Consider the following 21525-nt stretch of genomic DNA (forward strand, 5'->3'; position numbering starts at 1 on the left):
ATCGTGTTATACAACCCCGACAAACCATCCCCCACATTCAACACACCCGAACCCAACACACCCACATTCCCAAACCCCGAATAACCCCCACCCGAATTCCACCACCCCGAACCACCACCAACATTCCCAAACCCCGACGCACTCCCCTCACCACTATTAAAGAACCCCGACGACGCCCCACCCGACGTCGAATTCCCAAACCCGCCCCACCCAACAACTGCAACGGCACCACAATCGGACCCAACCCCGGACCCGACAACGACAAATGCAACGACTCCCCAGGACCACCCACCAACAAATTCAACGACGGACCAGTCACCGTAATCTGATCCACCACAATCGGACCGATGTCCGCGTTAAGGCCATCGCCGCGCAGCCGGAGTTGGGGAATCTGGAAGGAATCGGCGACGATGTTGCCTAGGCTGCCGCTGATGGGGATGTTGAGGGGGATGTCGACTTCCAGGCCGATGCCGATCCTGGGGATGGTCAGGGTGTAGTCGAAGCCGGTTTGGCCCTGGCCGTCGGCGCGCCAGAAGAACCCGTTGTTGAGGTTGCCCTGGTTGAACGCCCCGGTGTTGATGTTGCCGGTATTACCGATACCGGTGTTGAGGTCACCGGTGTTGAACCAACCGGTGTTGATGTTGCCCGGGTTGAACGACCCGGTGTTGGACACCCCGACATTGAAACTGCCCGTGTTGTAACTACCCGGGTTAGCAAACCCCGTGTTCGACAACCCCGTATTGAACACCCCAGTGTTCAGCCGGCCGGAGTTGAACAACCCGGTGTTCAAACTCCCCGAGTTACCAATACCCCAGTTCCCCTCACCAGAGTTGAAGAACCCGACATTGCCGGTACCGGAGTTGAACAACCCCACATTCCCACTACCGGAATTCCACCCACCAAACCCAACCTGGTTATCACCAGTCAACCCAAACCCAATGTTGTTAGACCCCGTGTTACCGAACCCGATGTTGCCAACCCCGGCATTACCCAACCCAAAGTTGTAATCACCCAGGTTCCCGAACCCAACATTGAACGACCCCAAATTCCCCGGCCCAAAATTGTACGACCCCAGATTCCCCGAACCCAGATTAAACCCACCAACATTACCCGAACCCAAATTGAAATCACCCAGATTACCGAACCCAACATTCAACACCCCAACATTACCCGCACCCACATTCCCATACCCGATGCTGCCCAGTCCGACATTCAACACACCAAGGCCGGACAGATTCCCACCCGTGTTCCCCACACCCGAGGTCGACAACCCCATCACGTTCGTGTTGCTAAACCCAGACACGAAATCGCCAAGATTGGCAAAACCCGACACCATGCTGCCCAGGTTCTTGTACCCAGACGCCTGCGACGCAATGTTCCAGAACCCCGACAAACCCTCCCCGACATTACCAATACCCGACGAACCCCCCACACCAGAATTAAAGAAACCCGACGACGGCGTCGACGTCGAATTACCAAACCCCGGCATCGGCGGAAGATAAAAGTCCACATTAACCGGACCGGCATTCCCACCAATCATCACCGTCAACGGCGTCGACGGACCCCCCAACACCACATTGTTAAACGTAATGGGCCGGAAATAGATGGCCGGCAACTGGAATCGAGTCAGCGTGTCGTCGATATCAACACGAATATTAAGCGGCAACGGCGGTATGGGAATGGTTACCGAACCGACCGGCCAGGGAAGGTCTATCTCAACGTCAAGCCCACCGGTGCTCAGTCCCAGAACGTTGACTTCAATATCGACCGGAATATGACCGCCGGAGGGGCCCTGCACCGTGAATGGCTGGACGGTGAGTCCGGTGATCTCGCCGGTGATGGGGAGTTCGAGGATGCCGCCCCCGCTGAGGGTGATGGGGATCTCGGGGATGGTGAAGCTGAACTGGCCGCCGATGAGGCCGTTGCGGTCGCCGCGCCAGAACAGGCCGTTGTTCATGTTTCCGGAGATGAAGGCCCCGGTATTGATGTCACCGGTGTTGCCGATACCGGTGTTGAGGTCACCGGTGTTGAACCACCCGGTGTTCAACTGCCCCGGGTTGAAGGACCCAGTGTTGAAATCACCAACGTTGAACCCGCCCGTGTTGTAACCACCCGGGTTGGCCCACCCGGTGTTGAACACACCAGAGTTGAACAACCCCGTGTTACCCAAACCAGAGTTGGCAAAACCGGTGTTGAAGCTGCCGGTGTTACCGATCCCGAAGTTACCCTCACCAGAGTTGAAGAACCCGACATTGCCGGTACCGGAGTTGAACAACCCCACATTCCCACTACCGGAATTCCACCCACCAAACCCAACCTGGTTATCACCAGTCAACCCAAACCCAATGTTGTTCGACCCCGTGTTACCAAACCCGATGTTGCCAACCCCGGCATTACCCAACCCAAAGTTGTAATCACCCAGGTTCCCGAACCCGACATTGAACGACCCTAGATTCCCCGGACCCACATTGAACGACCCGATGTTCCCCCAACCCCGGTTGAACCCACCCACGTTCCCCGACCCGACGTTGAAGTCCCCCAAGTTCCCCGACCCGAAATTACCCACCCCCACATTCCCACTACCAATGTTGAAATCACCCACATTCGCATTACCCAGGTTCATCCCACCCAGATTCGCGAACCCAACACTGGCCAAACTCGCCAACCCACCACCCTGCGAGAACCACCCCGCCGAATCACCCACCACATTCCCCACACCCGAACCCACCGCCGAAATCGTGTTATACAACCCCGACAAACCATCCCCCACATTCAACACACCCGAACCCAACACACCCACATTCCCAAACCCCGAATAACCCCCACCCGAATTCCACCACCCCGAACCACCACCAACATTCCCAAACCCCGACGCACTCCCCTCACCACTATTAAAGAACCCCGACGACGCCCCACCCGACGTCGAATTCCCAAACCCCGCCCCACCCAACAACTGCAACGGCACCACAATCGGACCCAACCCCGGACCCGACAACGACAAATGCAACGACTCCCCAGGACCACCCACCAACAAATTCAACGACGGACCAGTCACCGTAATCTGATCCACCACAATCGGACCGATGGACCCGCTCATCTCATCGCCGCGGATATAGAACCTTGGAATGGTGAATGAGGGGACCACGATGTTCCCGAGTGCGCCCGTTACGGGGATGTTGATGGGAATATCGACTTCCAGGCCCACCCCAATCCTGCCAATTGTGAGGCTGTACTCGGTGCTGGTTTGGCCCTGGCCGTCGGCGCGCCAGAAGAACCCGTTGTTGAGGTTGCCCTGGTTGAACGCCCCGGTGTTGATGTTGCCGGTATTACCGATACCGGTGTTGAGGTCACCGGTGTTGAACCAACCGGTGTTGATGTTGCCCGGGTTGAACGACCCGGTGTTGGACACCCCGACATTGAAACTGCCCGTGTTGTAACTACCCGGGTTAGCAAACCCCGTGTTCGACAACCCCGTATTGAACACCCCAGTGTTCAGCCGCCGGAGTTGAACAACCCGGTGTTCAAACTCCCCGAGTTACCAATACCCCAGTTCCCTCACCAGAGTTGAAGAACCCGACATTGCCGGTACCGGAGTTGAACAACCCCACATTCCCACTACCGGAATTCCACCCACCAAACCCAACCTGGTTATCACCAGTCAACCCAAACCCAATGTTGTTAGACCCCGTGTTACCAAACCCGATGTTGCCAACCCCGGCATTACCCAACCCAAAGTTGTAATCACCCAGGTTCCCGAACCCAACATTGAACGACCCCAAATTCCCCGGCCCAAAATTGTACGACCCCAGATTCCCCGAACCCAGATTAAACCCACCAACATTACCCGAACCCAAATTGAAATCACCCAGATTACCGAACCCAACATTCAACACCCCAACATTACCCGCACCCACATTCCAGTTACCGATGCTGCCAAACCCCAAATTCCCCGTACCGAAATTCGCCAAGCCCAAGTTGAAAATGCTGGCACGTCCCGGCGGATTCGAGAAGGCTCCGTCAGCGATCGGGCTGGTAGCGGCCGCCCCACCAGCCAGGTTTTGAATTATCGGCGGGAAAGGGGCGAGCGCCGACACAGCGGCGGATGCTCCGATGTAGTAGTCGAACATCGCTGCCACATCCTGAGCCCACATTTGCTCGTATTCGGCTTCAGCCAAAGCGATCGCCGGACCATTGAAGCCCAACAGATTCGACGTCACTAGCGACAGGAACCGGGCACGGTTGGCCAGAACTGCAGCGGGATCGACGGTTGCGGCCATGGTCGCCTCGAATGCGGCGGCAACCATCCGAGCCTCATTGGCGAACTGCTGCGCCTGCGTTCCACTCGCGACCAGCCAGTGCAGATAGTGTCCGGCGACGTCGACCATCGCGGCCGAAGCTGGTCCCTGCCAAGAGTTTCCGGCCAAAGCTGTGGTGACCGACGCGAATGCCCTTGCTGCGGAATCCAATTCGGAAGCCAACGTTTCCCACGAGGCCGCCGCCTCCAGTATGGAGCCCGTACCCGCACCGCCGAATATCAGCGCTGAATTGATCTCTGGTGGCAGAATCGTGAAATTCATCTCTAGCCCCGTCCCCCTAGCGTTCTCGGCCCGGCGCTCCAGCACTCATCACCCTGAGGCATCGCACTGCTCGACGGCGCAAACGTGCGACCGCAAGATCGCTGCCACCAATCTGCTTCGGCTGCAACGAGATTGCGCCGCAACTCATCGCCCCGTCGGCAACCAACCCGGCGGGTAGGCAGAACAACTGCCGGCAGCACGAATCGATGACTGCCATGCCGTTGACGAAATTCGCGGCCAGCTCTTGGTGGCACCTGGACCAACTTCATGGATTATTCGTCCCGATATCCCGGATTTGTGGTGGCGAGGTGATGACTCGTCAGCGTTCGCAGACATGCGACGACCTCGGCGGCGCGGTCGTCGAGATCACCAGAACGGATTGCCGCCGCCAGCTGCGCTTCATCGGAGTAGCCGAGTTCCGCCAGGGCGTCGCGGCGCTGGGCCTCGTGGGCCGAATTTTCGAGTATTTCGCGCTCTACTATGCGCAGCGCGGCGGCCGCCTCGCAGACCGCGTCATACTTGCGGCGATCTTTGGCGAAGGCCGGCGCGATCTTGGATTCCAGAAAATCGGCAACCACTGCAAGAAGCTCCAGCGACTCTGGGCCTCGGTAGACGGACATCTCGGACACGATCAATGCCCTGCTTCATCCATCAGATTGAGCAGTTCCCACTCAGCTTCGCACAGTTGTCGGCTCGATATTGCCGACTTCACCATGGGGCCTTTGCCAACCAGATAGTCACGCGCGTAAGCCATGTTGGTCATGCCGCCGAGTAACACGGCCATGACTCGCCACCAGTGAAACCTCGTTCTGTCTATCTTTTCCCCGCCGGCCTCCTCATAGCAGCGCAAGAATTCCTCGATGCTGCCGAGACCGCCCGCGCCCATGCTGCGCGGTGCACCGCGTCGCCACGCCCGGTGGCAGAACCACGCCAGGTCCTCATAAGCGTCCCCGACATGGACCCATTCCCAGTCGATTACGGCAACCAGACGAGATCCATCGACAAGAAGATTTTGCAGCTGAAAATCGCCGTGCACCAGGACGGCGGGGGCGGGGGGCGGCTGATGAGCCGCCAGCCAGCGAAATGCCCACTCGATGGTGGGTGTGGTGTGGCCGAGCGCGTCGAAAGCTTCACGGTATATGGCCAGTCGGTCTTGGCGAAGGCTTTCGCGGTCATCGATCTCGACCTGGTGGATGCGGACCAACGCCTGCGCACACTGCCGCAGCAGCCTGCGCCGGCCTCCCTGCGCATCTGCTGCGTCCAACCCAGGAGAGACATCGTCGTAATACGTTTTGCCCCTGGCTAATTCGCTGATGACGAAGGGGTACCCCAGTATTTCTGCGGCATTGGAGGCGGCGATCATCCGCGGCACTGGTACACCCCGAGTTGAAGCGGCAACTTGAGCCCCGGCCTGAAACTCCGCGTTGGCGCGCACCGGGTTTCTTTCGCCCACATTCATGTTCAGGATCAGTTCGCTGCGCCCGTATGAGGTGGCGGCTTCGAACTTCCAGGTGACGCGCGCACTACTTTGCTTGAGCAGACGCAGGTTTTGCACGGTGATGCTGGCCGCATCGACACTCAAGGCGCTGGAAAGCACGGCCCGTAACCGATCTGGCAGCTTGCTGGCCGCGGCCTGAAGTTCTTCACGAGTACTCAAGCTCATCCTGACGCCGTCCTTCCGCGCGCCGTCATGGAAATGCGGCGCACGTGTTTCGTGCGCTCCGCGCTGACGGCTCCGGCTTTCATCATGGTCGTCCAGCTGGCTCATTCGGGGCGATTGCGCCGAGTCAGTCCGTGGATATTGGACAGCCAGCATCGTCAGCTTCCCGCCATCGAGCTACGCATGGAGGCACATCTCGCGAGATCGCGCTGCCACGGCGGCAGCTCACACTGGTAAGAGATCACTGGGTACACGTTGGCTAGCGTCGCGTCACGCCGGAAGCGCCGAAGACTGCTCCGCCTTGTCCACTAGACCCATTGGATCCGTCAAGTCCTGCGGTGCCAGGGTCGGTGGCCGAGCCACCCACACCTCCTACGCCTCCACTGCCGCCGGCGCCGATCGATTGCGCGTTCCCGCCATCACCGCCATCACCACCGGCGGCGCCGTTGCCGCCGTTACCGACCGCAGTCAGCCACTCAATGCCACCGCCCCGGCCCCCATCACCGCCGGCACCACCTTGTCCGCCCTTGCCACCATTGCCGATCAGTCCGCCACCGGTACCACCATTGCCGCCGGTGCCTCCCGCGCTACCGTCGCCACCATCGCCGGGAACACCCCATGCGCCTCCGATCATTGCCGCGATACCGGGCTGGCCCCCCTCTCCGCCAGCGCCGCCATGGCTTCCCCGGCCGCCGGCCCCACCGTCGCCAATCAGGCTCGCGGCCGATCCACCATTGCCGCCGGCCGCACTCTGGCCCCCATTCGCGCCAAGGCCACCCATGCCACCCTGGTAACCGCCGACCGCGCCGTAGCCACCCCAGCCGCCGTCGCCCGCAGCGCCCGCGTCACCGCCCGCGCCGCCGTTGCCGATCAGCCCTCTGGCGTTACCGCCGTTGCCACCCGCGCCTGCGGCGCCGGCCGCACCTCCATCCCCACCCTGACCAGCGATATATATGCTGCCACCAGCCTCACCGCCGTAACCCCCTTTGCCGCCCGCACCGCCGATGCCGCCAGCCCCGCCATTGCCCGAGAAGAAGGCGCTATGGCCACCATTACCTCCGGCTCCCGCGTTCCCACCGACGCCGCCGGTGCCGCCCGTACCACCTATAGCGTTGTCAGCCTCAATGAAGGCGACGGATCCGCCCGTGCCACCGACTCCCCCGGCTCCGCCAGCGCCACCGGCACCGCCATTTCCGAACCACCCGATGGCGTGACCACCCTGTCCGCCAACACCGCCATTGCCGCCGGCTCCTCCGTGGCCGCCGAACGCGGGATAGGAGTAGGAGTGCTGAGCGCCGAACCCACCTTCACCGCCCACCCCGCCAGCACCGCCGGCACCGCCTTGGCCTGAGATCGATCCGCCGCTTCCGCCGTTGCCTCCGGCACCACCATCGCTCCCATCGGAACCGGGGCCACCATCGCCGGTACCGATGGCTCCGTTGGCGCCGTTGCCTCCCGCGCCCCCGGCCCCGCCATCACCGAACCATCCTGCGTTCCCGCCGCTGCCTCCCCTGCCGCCCGCAATGCCTGGCGCGCCGATGCCCCCGGCCCCGCCTGCGCCACCACTTCCGTAGAAGAATCCGCCGTTCCCGCCGTTCCCGCCGTCGGCGCCGACGCCGCCGACCCCGCCGGCCCCGCCGGTTCCGAAGAGCCAGGCTGAGCCGCCCGAACCACCTTTGGCCCCACTTCCGCCGGCCCCACCGGCACCACCGTTTCCGATCAGCCCGGCCGCCCCGCCATTACCGCCCTCCTGTCCGGGGGCAGTTGCGGAGTACCCATTGCCGCCGTTGCCGTAGAGCAATCCACCTGCCCCGCCGTTGGGAACAGCCGCCGTCCCGTCGGTGCCGTTTCCGATCAGCGGACGTCCGAGCACGGCCTGGGTGGGGGCGTTGATCACGTTCAACACGTTCTGTCCGGCGTTAGCCAGTTCGGTCCGAAGGTATGAATCCGCGCCGGTTTGCAGCGTCCGAACGAACTGCTCGCGAAACTGTTCGGCTTGGGCGAATATTTGCTGGTAAGAGGTCCCGTAGGTGGCGAAGAAGGCGGCGATCGCCTCCGACACCTCATCCGCACCAGCCGCCGCCAACGCGGTGGTCGGTGCCGCCGCCGCGGCATTGGCGATGCCGAGGGCCGCCCCAAACTCGTCCAGCTGCGTTGCGGCCATCACCAGCTCCGACGGTGCTACCAGCAAAAACGACATCGCCATCCTCCACAAAGTGGTACACGCCATACAAGTGACTGGATGTTAGCCCAATCACAATCAGTATGCCAATACTTTAACTAAAACGAGAGGTCGGTCCAGAGCGATTCTTTTGAGCGATCGCATTGCACGCGTGTTGACCGAACCGCCGCACGCTCACCGAGCCCTCCGAGGCTCTCCGCCACGCCATGGCAGCCACTCTGCGGGATGCACATTCCCGATAAATCGGCAGTTCACAACCGTACTTGTGCTAGCGCTGGCGCCGCGGCGCAGGCGCGTGAACCTGATCCACTCGACTCCTTGGCCCAGTGGAATGCAACGCAAAGCCGCGAATCACAATCGCGCTATCTTGCCCGGTCTTCGTCAATTTTTGATGCCGTAAGCCATCGTTGCATTGACGAATTTTATGTAGCGGATCTAGACATTAATCAATATGGAGTTATAACGCCTCACTGTATTGGCAAACGCAGTTCTGGCTAACACCATCCGGGGGAAGGAACAAGGCGCGCCCCGGCACCCCACATGCCATGGGTAGCCAAGTTGTGGAAGCCGGGCGACGATATGGGCCGCGACCTTTGTCCACTTCCGGAAGCGGGCCATGACATGGCTTTGCTCGATCGCGTGGACAAATTTGCCAGCTATGAGTTGAGGACAACGCCACCACGCCGGCCGCGGTAGGGCGATGGCCCCCTAATACAGCACCATATTCGAGGACGGGCCGAGGATTCGTAGGTCCCGGCGGGGAGTTCGCTAGTGGTGACATGGCAGGTCCACGCACAACTCAACCGTCAGATATCCCAAGCGTGTGTAGGTCCGGACGAGGCATGGCCACCGGTTCCGTTGGCTTGGATTGGAGGGGGTATTCAGCCCGTTACCTACCGGTAGGCCCGCCGCGAAGGCTGCTCCTGGATTCTCACCCCGGTGCCGCCGCTGTCGCGAGTGCCGCCGGTGAATGGGCGACCGTTCAAGGTGACCCTGGCGCGGAGTGGCACGCAGAAAGCGATGTCAGCCATCAGCTAGGTCCGGCCAGCGGTCAAGGGCCAACGGCAACAGTCCCTCGAGATCTATATCGAAAGTCGGCGGCCAATGCTCCGACTCACTGGTCACAGCCTGTTCATAAAGCAAAAAAAGGGGCATCCCGACGTCAGCACATACGAGACGTCGGGATGCCCCTTCTACAGCTGGCTACGAGGCCGGACCACCCTGACCTCCGGTGCCCGCCGCACCACCGTCACCGCCAGCACCACCGGTGGTTCCGACAGGGTCATCACCGGCCTTGCCGGGTCCGCCGGGCGTCGGGGGGGTAGGAACAGTGGTGTTGTTGTTCCCCATTCCACCTACACCGCCAGTCGATCCGGCTCCGCCTGCGCCACCGTAACCACCAACCGTACCGCCGGTGCCGCCGCTGCCGCCCTGACCGCCGACGGCACCATCACCACCGTTGCCCCCGGCCTTCCCCTCACGGCTAATACCGCCCTGACCACCGACACCAGCCTCACCACCGACGCCACCATCGCCACCGGCACCGTTCACGGAATTGCCGCCGTTACCACCAGCACCTCCGGCCCCGCCAGCGCCGCCGTCACCGCCGTCGCCTACATAGTCGGTACCGGCGTTATTTATGCGCCCGTTTCCGCCTTTACCGCCGGTGCCTCCCTGGCCACCAGCCCCACCTACACCGCCAGACCCATTGACGGAATTGCCGCCGTCACCCCCAACACCACCGGTCCCACCATTGCCCCCGGGACCTCCGTCTTGAGTGCCATAGTTACCGCCAATGGCACCATTGCCGCCGTTGCCGCCGACGCCTCCGACGCCGCCAGCACCACCATCACCGTCGACGTTGTCACCGCCCTTGCCGCCTGCACCGCCGATACCGCCGTCACCCCCCTTTCCTAGCCCGCCATACGTGTTGCCCGAGTTTGGTGAATTACCGCCCGCGCCACCTGCGCCGCCGGCACCACCTGTGCCACCACCTTCGCCGCCGGGGCCGCCGGCGCCGCCGTTGCCACCATTACCCCCGTCGCCAGAGTGACCTACGATCAGGCCGTTTGGAAGCCCACTTCCGAATAAACCACCAAGGCCGCCGTTGCCGCCGAGGCCTCCAGCCCCGCCGGTACCACCCGTCTCGCCGTACCCCACCACGTCGGTGTTGTCGGCGCCATTGCCGCCATTGCCGCCTTTACCGCCGTTGCCACCATGGCCCAAGTAGCCCTGGGACCCATTAGTCGACCCCTTACCGCCGCTGCCGCCGTTGCCACCCTGGCCGCCTTTGCCGCCACTACCCCCGTTTTGGCCATTCTGTCCTGACGTAACCCCGTCGGCGCCGTCAGCACCCCTACCACCGGTGCCGCCGGTGCCGCCGTCACCGCCTCTCCCACCTGCGCCCTGTTTACCGCCGGCACCCAGGCCTGCGGCACCGCCGTCACCACCGGTTCCACCGCTGCCGCCAGCACCGCCGGCACCGCCGTTAGCGCCGGGTGTGGCTCCATCAAGGCCCGTTGCGCCCATGCCGCCCTTGCCGCCGTCACCGCCCCGCCCGCCGTTGCCGGCGTTGCCGTCAGCACCATCGACAAGACCCTTACCGCCAACACCGGCATTCCCACCGACACCACCGGTACCGCCCGCACCACCATAGGGAGCCTTGCTGGGATCCGTTCCTTGCGCTCCGTCGGCGCCATCACCGCCGCGGCCGCCGACACCGCCGTTACCGCCTTTACCGCCATTGCCCTGCACACCGCCGGCACCCACACCCGCGGCACCACCATCACCACCGGCGCCACCATGACCGCCAGCACCGCCGACACCACCATCAGCGCTAGGCGCGGCTCCATCAAAGCCCCTTGCGCCCGCGCCGCCCGTGCCGCCGTCACCGCCCCGCCCGCCGTTGCCGGCGTTGCCGTCAGCACCATCGACAAGACCCTACCGCCAACACCGGCATTCCCGCCAGCACCACCGGTACCGCCAACACCACCATTGTCAGCCTGCACGCTGGGATCCGTTCCTTGCGCTCCGTCGGCGCCATCACCGCCGCGGCCGCCGACACCACCGTTACCGCTGTTACCGCCATTGCCCTGCACACCGCCGGCACCCACACCCGCGGCACCACCATCACCACCGGCGCCACCATGACCGCCAGCACCGCCGACACCACCATCAGTGCCAGGCGCGGCTCCATCAAAGCCCCTTGCGCCCGCGCCGCCCGTGCCGCCGTTGCCACCATTACCGCCGTTGCCGGCGTTGCCGTCAGCACCATCGACAAGACCCTTACCGCCAACACCGGCATTCCCGCCAGCACCACCGGTACCGCCAACACCACCATTGTCAGCCTGCACGCTGGGATCCGTTCCTTGCGCTCCGTCGGCGCCATCACCGCCGCGGCCGCCGACACCACCGTCACCGCCGTTACCGCCATTGCCCTGCACACCGCCGGCACCCACACCCGCGGCACCACCATCACCACCGGCACCACCATGACCGCCAGCACCGCCGACACCACCATCAACGCCAGGCGCGGCTCCATCAAAGCCCCTTGCGCCCGCGCCGCCCGTGCCGCCGTTGCCACCATTACCGCTGCCGGCGTTGCCGTCAGCACCATCGACAAGACCCTTACCGCCAACACCGGCATTCCCGCCAGCACCACCGGTACCGCCAACACCACCATCAGCCCTCAACGCAGGATCCGTTGAGGCAACACCATCCGCACCATCACCACCGCGGCCGCCGACACCGCCGTTACCGCCTTTACCGCCATTGCCCTGCACACCGCCGGCACCCACACCCGCGGCACCACCATCACCACCGGCACCACCATGACCGCCAGCACCGCCGACACCACCATCAACGCCAGGCGCGGCTCCATCAAAGCCCCTTGCGCCCGCGCCGCCCGTGCCGCCGTTGCCACCATTACCGCCGTTGCCGGCGTTGCCGTCAGCACCATCGACAAGACCCTTACCGCCAACACCGGCATTCCCGCCAGCACCACCGGTACCGCCAACACCACCATCAGCCCTCAACGCAGGATCCGTTGAGGCAACACCATCCGCACCATCACCACCGCGGCCGCCGACACCGCCGTTACCGCCTTTACCGCCATTGCCCTGCACACCGCCGGCACCCACACCCGCGGCACCACCATCACCACCGGCGCCACCATGACCGCCAGCACCGCCGACACCACCATCAGCGCTAGGCGCGGCTCCATCAAAGCCCCTTGCGCCCGCGCCGCCCGTGCCGCCGTCACCGCCCCGCCCGCCGTTGCCGGCGTTGCCGTCAGCACCATCGACAAGACCCTTACCGCCAACACCGGCATTCCCGCCAGCACCACCGGTACCGCCAACACCACCATTGTCAGCCTGCACGCTGGGATCCGTTCCTTGCGCTCCGTCGGCGCCATCACCGCCGCGGCCGCCGACACCACCGTTACCGCCGTTACCGCCATTGCCCTGCACACCGCCGGCACCCACACCCGCGGCACCACCATCACCACCGGCGCCACCATGACCGCCAGCACCGCCGACACCACCATCAGCGCTAGGCGCGGCTCCATCAAAGCCCCTTGCGCCCGCGCCGCCCGTGCCGCCGTTGCCACCATTACCGCCGTTGCCGGCGTTGCCGTCAGCACCATCGACAAGACCCTTACCGCCAACACCGGCATTCCCGCCAGCACCACCGGTACCGCCAACACCACCATCAGCCCTCAACGCAGGATCCGTTGAGGCAACACCATCCGCGCCATCACCACCGCGGCCGCCGACACCACCGTCACCGCCGTTACCACCAGCACCCTGCTTGCCGGCGAACCCATTGGCGGAGTCACCGGCAGCGCCACCATCACCACCAGCACCACCAGCGCCACCAGCGCCACCGACACCACCGTGCTCACCCGCCGCGACACCGGCCAGACCCGCAGCACCCCGACCACCGGTGCCACCCTTACCGCCGACACCACCATCACCGGCGGTACCGCCCACACCGGCCACCGAGCCGGAACCGGCCGCGCCCGCGGCACCACCGACACCACCATTACCGCCGTTACCACCAGCACCACCAGCCAACGCCGGGTCGGCGCTGTCCGCACCGTTGGCGCCGTCACCACCGCGGCCACCGACACCACCGTCACCGCCGTTACCACCAGCACCCTGCTTACCGGCGAACCCATTGGCGGAGTCACCGGCGGCGCCACCATCACCACCAGCACCACCAGCACCACCAGCGCCACCGACACCACCGTGCTCACCCGCCGCGACACCGGCCAGACCCGCAGCACCCCGACCACCGGTGCCACCCTTACCGCCGACACCACCGTCACCGGAGGTGCCGCCCACACCGTTGACCGAGCCGGAACCGGCCGCGCCCGCGGCACCACCGACACCACCGTTACCGCCTCGACCACCAGAACCGCCGACCAGCGCCGGGTCGGTGCTGTCCGCGCCGTTGGCACCGGTACCACCGGTACCGCCGACACCACCGTTACCGCCGTTACCACCAGCACCCTGCTTACCGGCGAACCCATCGGTGGCGTCACCGGCAGCGCCACCATCACCACCAGCACCACCAGCACCACCAGCGCCACCGACACCACCGTGCTCACCCGGCGTGCTGCCCGTCACGCCCTGAGCACCCCGACCACCGGTGCCACCCTTACCGCCGACACCACCATCACCGGCGGTACCACCCACACCGGCCACCGAGCCGGAACCGGCCGCGCCCGCAGCACCACCGACACCACCATTACCGCCGTTACCACCAGCACCACCAGCCAACGCCGGGTCGGCGCTGTCCGCACCGTTGGCGCCGTCACCACCGCGGCCACCGACACCACCGTCACCGCCGTTACCACCAGCACCCTGCTTGCCGGCGAACCCATTGGTGGCGTCACCGGCAGCGCCACCATCACCACCAGCACCACCAGCACCACCAGCGCCACCGACACCACCGTGCTCACCCGCCGCGACACCGGCCAGACCCGCAGCACCCCGACCACCGGTGCCACCCGTGCCGCCGACACCACCATCACCGGCGGTACCACCCAGGCCGACAACCGAGCCCACACCACCAGCGCCGGCACCACCACCGACACCACCATTACCGCCCCGACCGCCAGCAACACCGGCCACCGCCGGGTCGGCGCTGTCCGCGCCATTAGCGCCGATACCGCCGGCACCGCCGACACCACCGTCACCGCCCTGACCGCCGGCACCGTCGATACCGCCGATCCCAGCACCCGCCTTACCACCAGCACCACCGGTACCGCCCCAGCCGCCAGCACCACCGGTCCCACCAGCACCGTCGTCAACACCCAGGACACCAGCCGCACCCACAGCACCGGCACCACCAGTGCCGCCCCGGCCACCGGCGCCACCGTTACCGGCCGCGCCCTGGGCGCCGACCACCGAGCCCTCACCACCAGCACCACCAACACCGCCGACACCACCGGTGCCACCGACACCACCGGTACCACCAGCCTCGCCGGGAGTCACACCATCAAGTCCTCTACCACCGGTACCGCCGGTACCGCCGGTACCGCCGACACCACCAGCGCCACCGACACCACGGACACCACCGGCACCACCGGCCTCACCACCAGCACCACCGACACCACCAGCACCACCAGCACCACCGGTACCGCCCTGCTCACCCACACCGACAGCAGCGGTGTAGTCCGCACCCCGGCCACCGGCACCACCGACACCACCAGCACCACCATCACCACCGGCACCCTGGGCGCCGACCACCGACCCGACACCACCAGCACCACCAACACCGCCGACACCACCGGCGCCGCCAGCACCACCGGTACCCCGGCAACCGCCACATCCACACTGTCAACACCCGAACCGCCAGCACCACCGCGGCCACCGGTACCGCCAGCACCCCCAGCACCACCAGCGCCCTGCACCGCACCAGCACCACCCGCGCCGCCGGCACCCCCAGCGCCACCAGCGAACCCGACACCACCAGCAGCACCACTACCAGCAGCAGCATCAACACCGGCAGCACCCGTGCCACCCACACCACCAACACCACCGGCCCCACCGTTTCCGGTACCACCGGCATGCCCACCACCAAAGCTCAACAACTTCCCGACACCACCGGCGCCACCAGCACCGGCAGCCCCACCCGTACCACCGGTACCACCAGTACCACCGACACCACCCAAACCGGCCACAGCACCATCAGCACCAGCCGCACCAGCCCCGCCGACACCGCCATCACCACCGACACCACCCTGACCACCCAGCCCGAGCAGCCACGCACTAGCCCCACCAGCACCACCAGCACCACCAGCACCGCCGACACCACCATCAGCGCCGGGCGCAGCACCCACACCCCCAGCACCCCCAACACCACCAGCACCCCCAGCGCCACCACCCGAAAGCAGCCAACCCTCACCACCAGCACCACCACGCCCCCCGGCCCCGCCATCAAACCCAGGCCCAGCGTCAAAACCCGCACCCCCGGCACCACCAGCACCACCAGCACCGAACAACAACTGCGCACGCCCACCAACACCACCGGTGCCGCCACCAAAACCGCCGGCACCACCAGTACCGCCACCACCCCACAACAAACCACCATTACCGCCGGCACCGCCGGTACCCCCACCGAACCCGCCGGTACCACCCGTACCGCCCAGCCCCAACAACCAGCCACCATCACCACCACGACCACCAGCAGCCCCGGCACCACCAGCACCACCAGCACCGCCGTTACCCCACAAACCCGCGGCCCCACCAGCACCACCAGCCTGGCCCTCCGCCCCCGCAGCACCAGCACCACCATTGCCATACAGCAACCCGCCAGCACCACCAGCACCACCAGGGGTGGTCGCATTGGCGCCATCACCGATCAGCGGACGCCCCAACAACACCTGCGTCGGGGTGTTGATCACCCCCAGAACAGTTAGCTGAGCATTAACCAACTCACCATAGGCATACGCCCCGATACCAGCGCGCAACGTCGAGACAAACTGCGCATGATAAGCCTCCATCTGCATCGCCACCCCCCGGTAGGACTGACCATGCAAACCAAAAAACGTCGCGATCGCCACCGAAACCTCATCAGCAGCAGCAGGCGCCAACACCGTCGTCGCATCCGCCGCAGCCGCGTTCGCCGCAGCAACACCAACATTCAGATTCGTCAGATCAGCCGCTGCCGCTGCCAACAACTCCGGCGACACTGAAACAAAAGACACTGAACTACTCCTCACAGTTGCAACGACCCGGCAATCGCCCGGGTGAAAAAGCATGCTGGATGGGGACAATAACTCATATCGCCCGAATATGCGTGCGCATGAAGATAAGCGAATTGATCACACAGGTCAAACCACAGCTACCACGCACAATGAGCCATTTACAGCATTACAGCGCCGTTTGTTGGCGCCAATCTCGGAGTCCCGAGCCCCGGAGCAACCCCATATTTGGCCTGCTACGCGTCGCCGACCACCACCACACAACGCTATGCCCAGCACCCCAAACCCATTGACGCCGCCGCACAACACAGAACAGACCCGCCGCGCCACCCCACGACCCAACCCCCACCGTCAATCACCCCAGCCAAACCCACCCCAACAGGGCCCATCGATACCTGCCAACCACCACACGGACACCGCTCAGCAAACTCAAAACCGGACACCTGCAGGCCACACCTTCACCCCCACAGACTTCCCCACAACAAGCGAAAACTCCACTAGACCAAGCATCTGAAAAAGTTTTAAGCGCCATATCAAACAGCCCTTTATAGATACAGCGCCCTAATCAAAGAACAAGGCCGACACATTCCACACCCTTTAATCCAGCACGCTCCAAACCAAGCACACCACAACCCCCCACCCACCACAGACCAACCCCACACACAACCACCCAACACCAACAACACCGCCACACACCCAGCCGACACAACCGAACCCAACCCACCCCACCCCACAAGGCCAAAACCCACCACAACCCGCAACACCGGCCAACACTCACCGCAACCACAACAAAAACGAGGCCCGAACCCCCCGCCAGCATCAGACCGTCAGAGTTTGCCGAACAAACCACAAACCCCCACCCCCCAGCCCCCACATATCGTCACTGTGACACTCCGGCCAAAGGCAGGGAAAAGGCCGCCGGCGCCTAACCCGGCCGCACCACAAAGCGGCGCCCCGCTCACCCCTTCCGCGCCCGACCCAGCACCAACTCCGACACCGGCAACGGCACCCACACCGGCAACACCCACACCCGCCGAGCCCGAACCACTTCAAAACCCGCACCAACAATCACACGCTCGGTATCCCGATGGGTATGACAATTACCCATCACCCTGGGCCAGAACGTAGCGTCAACCAACCGCTGAAACCGGCCACGGCCCCCACCGCCGGCCACATGCTCGAGATACCGCAACTCCCCGCCCAGGCGAAGCAGCGAGTGCAACCGACGCAGCACAACACCTTGATCACGCACCGAACACAACACCAACGAACACACAACCGCGTCAAACCACCCCCCGCCGCTGAACGCCTCCACCGTCTCACACTTCACCACCACCGGAACCGCCGCACCGCACGACGCCTCCCGCGCGATCACCGCCAGCCGCGGTTCAGGCTCCACGGCGACGACCTGTTCGACGGATTCCGGATAGTAGGCGAAATTCGTCCCCGCCCCAGCACCGACTTCCAACACCCGTCCCGAAAGGCCGGCCAGATTCTCGCGGCGCAACGCCTTCACCGCCTCGGCTTCGTGGGCGACGAAGACAGACCAAAACCTGGCGAAAAGCGGGTGGTGGACTTCTGACGGCACGGCGGTCATGCCGGGCACTCCTCGTGTGGTGGGTGGCAGGATCGATGAGCCAGGGCCCAGTCGGTGAGCTCTCGGAACGTCGCGCCGGTGCCGACCAAGCCAGCGACCATGTGGCCGCAGATTACCGCCCCGAACACGCGGTCGGCGAACGCCTCGACGTCGCCGAACGGAAGGTGCGGCTTGGAGATGAACATCGCCGCGATCCCATGCGAAACGCACCACAGTTCTAGGGCGATCGTCGTCGCGTCGTCGCTGCGATAGACACCTTGGTCCATCAAGGTCTGCACTGAGGCCCGCATGTGTTTGAAGGCGGAGCTGTGCAGCGCGATGTCGACATGGCGGCCGGAGCGGAACTCGCCCATCGTCGCCAACCGGTACAGCTCAGGAGTCTGCAGCGCAAACCGCACATAGGCCATACCCTGCGCACGCAACACCTCGACCGTCGGCGGCTGGCCGGCGGCGGCCCGCTCCATCGCTTCATCGAGCCGATCCAAGAACCGAGCACAGACCGCGTCCAGCAGCGACTCTTTGTCTTCGAAATGCAGGTAGATCGACGGTGGTGTGACCCCGACGCGCTGGGCAACCGACCGGATCGACACGGCCTTGGCCTGACCGGTTTCCAGCAGCAACGCCGTCGCGGCATCCAGAATTTGCTGCCGCAGCAGATCACCGGACCCCCGTCGCGCACGAGACCGGCGAACACCCTCCGCGGAAACGTCAACCACCGCGGCTCACCGTGGCGGCTATCGGCTCTTCATCCCACGGGTCCTCGACGGCACCGCGCTCAGCCAAGGCACCCGCCTCACTGATGCCGAACCGTTCGTGCAACCACACCAACGGCTTGGGCGCCCACCAGTTCCACCGGCCCATGACATGCATGAACGCCGGCACCAGGACCATCCGCACCAAGGTGGCGTCGGCGAAGACGGCAAGGGTCAGTCCCAGGCCGAACATGCGCATAAACGACACGTGCGCGGCTATCAGCGCGGCGAACGACATCGACATCACCAACGCGGCCGCAGTGATCACCCGCCCGGTTCGTGCCACGCCCAACGCGACGCTTTCGTCGTTGGCGGCGTGCGCCTGGGCCGGGGTCGGCCTGGCCGGACGAGCAGCCCCAGAAGCCAGCCAGTACTCGCGGATCCGCGAGACCAAAAACACCTCGTAGTCCATGGACAGGCCAAAAGCGATGCAAAACAACAACACTGGCATGTTGGCGACGAGTGTCCCGCTGGGCGTGGTGCCCAGCGCGCCGAGGTGACCGTCCTGGAAGATCCACACCAGCGCGCCGAACGCCGCAGTCAACGAGAGCACGTTGAGCACCAACGCCTTAGCTGGCAGCACCACACTGCCGGTGAGCAGGAACAGCAGAATGAAGGTGATCACGGCCATCAGGCCCAGCACCAGCGGAAGCCGATGGGTCACCGCATCGACACTGTCGCGGTTGACCTGCGCGACGCCGGCCATTCCGACCGCGCGACCCCCAGGCCCAGCCACCTCGTGCAGGCGCTTGAGCTGGGCGTCGGACGCATCCGAAAACAGCGGCGCAGCGCTACTCACCGTGACGAACGCGCTACCGCCGGCCACGCCCGTCGGTGCGGTCGGTGCCCCCTTGCGCTCCCCGCCCACGAAGGTCCCGCCCGGAGCGCTGACCGCCGACACGTCAGCAACCCTCGACAACGCCACGGCATAGGCGTCGAGGTCCACCGGGTTCAGGCCGCGAGCATCGGAGATCACAATGGGCACCGCGGTCGCGGAATCGTGCTCAAAGTTGGTGCGCAGCTCGTCGCCGACCTGATGCGCCGACATCGAATGCGGGAGCACCCTGTCGTCCGGGAAACCCCACTTGACCGAGAAGAACGGCAAGCCCAACAGGATCAGCACCGCGACCACCGCCCCACCAAGGGGCAGCCAGCGGCGCATCACGAACTTGCTCGACCGGTAAAAGAACAGCTGCTCGACGGGCTTGTGCACCGGTTCGGGCCGACCCAGGACCCGACGGATCAGGCGGCGCACGTCCAGTGCGTCCAGCCGGTTGCCGAGGAGCACGATCGCCGCCGGAGTGATCACGACCGACGCCGCCGCCACAAAGGCCACGGTGGCCACCCCGGCATAGGCGAACGACTTCAGGAAGTACATCGGGAACAACGCCGTCGCCGACATCGACAACGCGACCGTGACCGCGGAGAACAACACCGTGCGACCGGACGTCGCCATCGTCCGGATCAGCGCCTCGTCGCGGTCGACACCCTCGGCCAACTCGTCGCGGTAACGGCTGACGATCAACAAGGTGTAATCAATGGCCAACGCCAAACCCAACGCGGTGCTGAGATTGAGCGCGAAAATCGACACCTCGGTGGTGAAGGTGACCAACCGCAGCACCGTCATCGAGCCCACCACGGCCAGCGCACCTAGCGCCATCGGCAACGCAGCGGCCAGCAACCCACCGAAGACCCAGACCAACACCACGAAACTCAACGGGATGGCGATGAGCTCCATAACCAGCAGGTCATCCTGATTCTGGCTGTTGATCTGGGCGTACTCCATCGCCGCGCCGCCGGCGCGTACCGTCACGCCGTCACGGTCGTGAATGATCTCGTCAGACAACGTTTGGGCGTTCTTCTGCGCGTCGTTCTCACCACCCTTGACATTGACCACGATCAACCCCGACTTGCCGTCCCGACTGGTCAACTCAGCCACCGCCGCGGGGTCCGTCCACGGCGAGGTGGCGTCATACACCAGCGGGGACCGCCGCAACTCGCTTACCAGATCAGTACCCACCTTGCGGGCCTGATCACTGGTGACACCACCCGGTGCCGTCACCAGCACCAGCATCTTCTGCCCACTCTGGCCGAACTTCTCGGTCAAGACATCAATCGCGCGAGCCGACTCAGAGTTCGGGTCCTGAAAACCACCCGTCGACAAGCTTTTGGCGACCGGAACGCCGAAGACCGCAGCACCCACGAGAACCAAAAGCGCGACCGCGATGATTCGTCGCGGGAACGCAATAGCCAATCGAGCTATCAACCCAAGCATGCGCGTCCCTCCACCGCAGGCGCGATACCCCCAATGGACCCGCACCGTATCCGCGATAACTTACCAACGCTAACTGACAAGCATCAAACAACACCGCCCTGTTGACGGATGCAGTTCAAAAAGGGTTCAACGTCGGAACGACGTGGCTGCACGCACGCCTGGTCGACACAACCTACCTACCGGGAAGAATTGGACCCCATTTCCCGGATCGTGAGCACCGCCCGGGACGAGGCATACTCAGTTGGTACCACGGATTTTAATAGGAATTCG

At 64.4% G+C, this 21525-nt stretch carries 9 protein-coding genes and 1 pseudogene; all 10 read right to left on the reverse strand.

The annotated features are described in order from the left end of the window. Positions 1–37: 37 nt before the first annotated feature. Positions 38–3469, reverse strand: coding sequence for a beta strand repeat-containing protein (locus G6N68_RS31860; protein ID WP_163716559.1), 3432 nt, complete (start codon positions 3467–3469; stop codon positions 38–40). Between the two features lie 52 nt (positions 3470–3521). Next, complete coding sequence (locus tag G6N68_RS31865; RefSeq protein WP_163716562.1) at positions 3522–4577, reverse strand: PPE family protein; 1056 nt, start codon at positions 4575–4577, stop codon at positions 3522–3524. Between the two features lie 272 nt (positions 4578–4849). Then, on the reverse strand, positions 4850–5206 hold the full coding sequence (locus tag G6N68_RS31030; protein WP_240355812.1) for a DUF6285 domain-containing protein: 357 nt from the start codon (positions 5204–5206) through the stop codon (positions 4850–4852). A 2-nt stretch (positions 5207–5208) separates the two neighbouring features. Continuing rightward, positions 5209–6345: a phosphotransferase family protein gene (locus tag G6N68_RS21255; RefSeq protein WP_240355548.1), complete on the reverse strand. Its 1137-nt coding sequence runs from the start codon at positions 6343–6345 to the stop codon at positions 5209–5211. A 151-nt stretch (positions 6346–6496) separates the two neighbouring features. Next, a complete protein-coding gene (locus G6N68_RS21260) occupies positions 6497–8437 on the reverse strand; it encodes a PE family protein (protein WP_163716565.1) in 1941 nt (646 codons plus the stop codon). A gap of 1185 nt (positions 8438–9622) precedes the next feature. Next, a pseudogene (locus tag G6N68_RS32390) lies at positions 9623–12903 on the reverse strand (hypothetical protein). A 2012-nt stretch (positions 12904–14915) separates the two neighbouring features. Further along, positions 14916–16634: a PE family protein gene (locus G6N68_RS32200; RefSeq protein ID WP_371871642.1), complete on the reverse strand. Its 1719-nt coding sequence runs from the start codon at positions 16632–16634 to the stop codon at positions 14916–14918. 955 nt (positions 16635–17589) lie between these two features. Next, positions 17590–18228, reverse strand: coding sequence for a class I SAM-dependent methyltransferase (locus G6N68_RS21275; RefSeq protein ID WP_163716571.1), 639 nt, complete (start codon positions 18226–18228; stop codon positions 17590–17592). Further along, positions 18225–18944 (reverse strand): TetR/AcrR family transcriptional regulator, encoded by a 720-nt coding sequence (locus tag G6N68_RS21280; RefSeq protein ID WP_240355551.1) that lies wholly within the window; start codon positions 18942–18944, stop codon positions 18225–18227. The genes G6N68_RS21275 and G6N68_RS21280 overlap by 4 nt, the downstream gene beginning before the upstream one ends. Beyond that, positions 18937–21255 carry an MMPL family transporter gene (locus G6N68_RS21285; RefSeq protein ID WP_163716574.1) on the reverse strand — a complete coding sequence of 773 codons (2319 nt, stop codon included), beginning with the start codon at positions 21253–21255 and terminating at the stop codon, positions 18937–18939. The genes G6N68_RS21280 and G6N68_RS21285 overlap by 8 nt, the downstream gene beginning before the upstream one ends. Between the last annotated feature and the right edge of the window lie 270 nt (positions 21256–21525).

The sequence above is a fragment of the Mycobacterium bourgelatii genome, assembly GCF_010723575.1.
Classification (GTDB): Bacteria; Actinomycetota; Actinomycetes; order Mycobacteriales; family Mycobacteriaceae; genus Mycobacterium; species Mycobacterium bourgelatii.

Bases quoted from the DNA above. Each gene is read 5' to 3' on its own strand.
- G6N68_RS21275 (WP_163716571.1), bottom strand. From the start codon at position 18,228: ATGACCGCCGTGCCGTCAGAAGTCCACCACCCGCTTTTCGCCAGGTTT.
- G6N68_RS31865 (WP_163716562.1), bottom strand. From the start codon at position 4,577: ATGAATTTCACGATTCTGCCACCAGAGATCAATTCAGCGCTGATATTC.
- G6N68_RS21285 (WP_163716574.1), bottom strand. From the start codon at position 21,255: ATGCTTGGGTTGATAGCTCGATTGGCTATTGCGTTCCCGCGACGAATC.
- G6N68_RS21255 (WP_240355548.1), bottom strand. From the start codon at position 6,345: ATGAGCCAGCTGGACGACCATGATGAAAGCCGGAGCCGTCAGCGCGGA.
- G6N68_RS21260 (WP_163716565.1), bottom strand. From the start codon at position 8,437: ATGTCGTTTTTGCTGGTAGCACCGTCGGAGCTGGTGATGGCCGCAACG.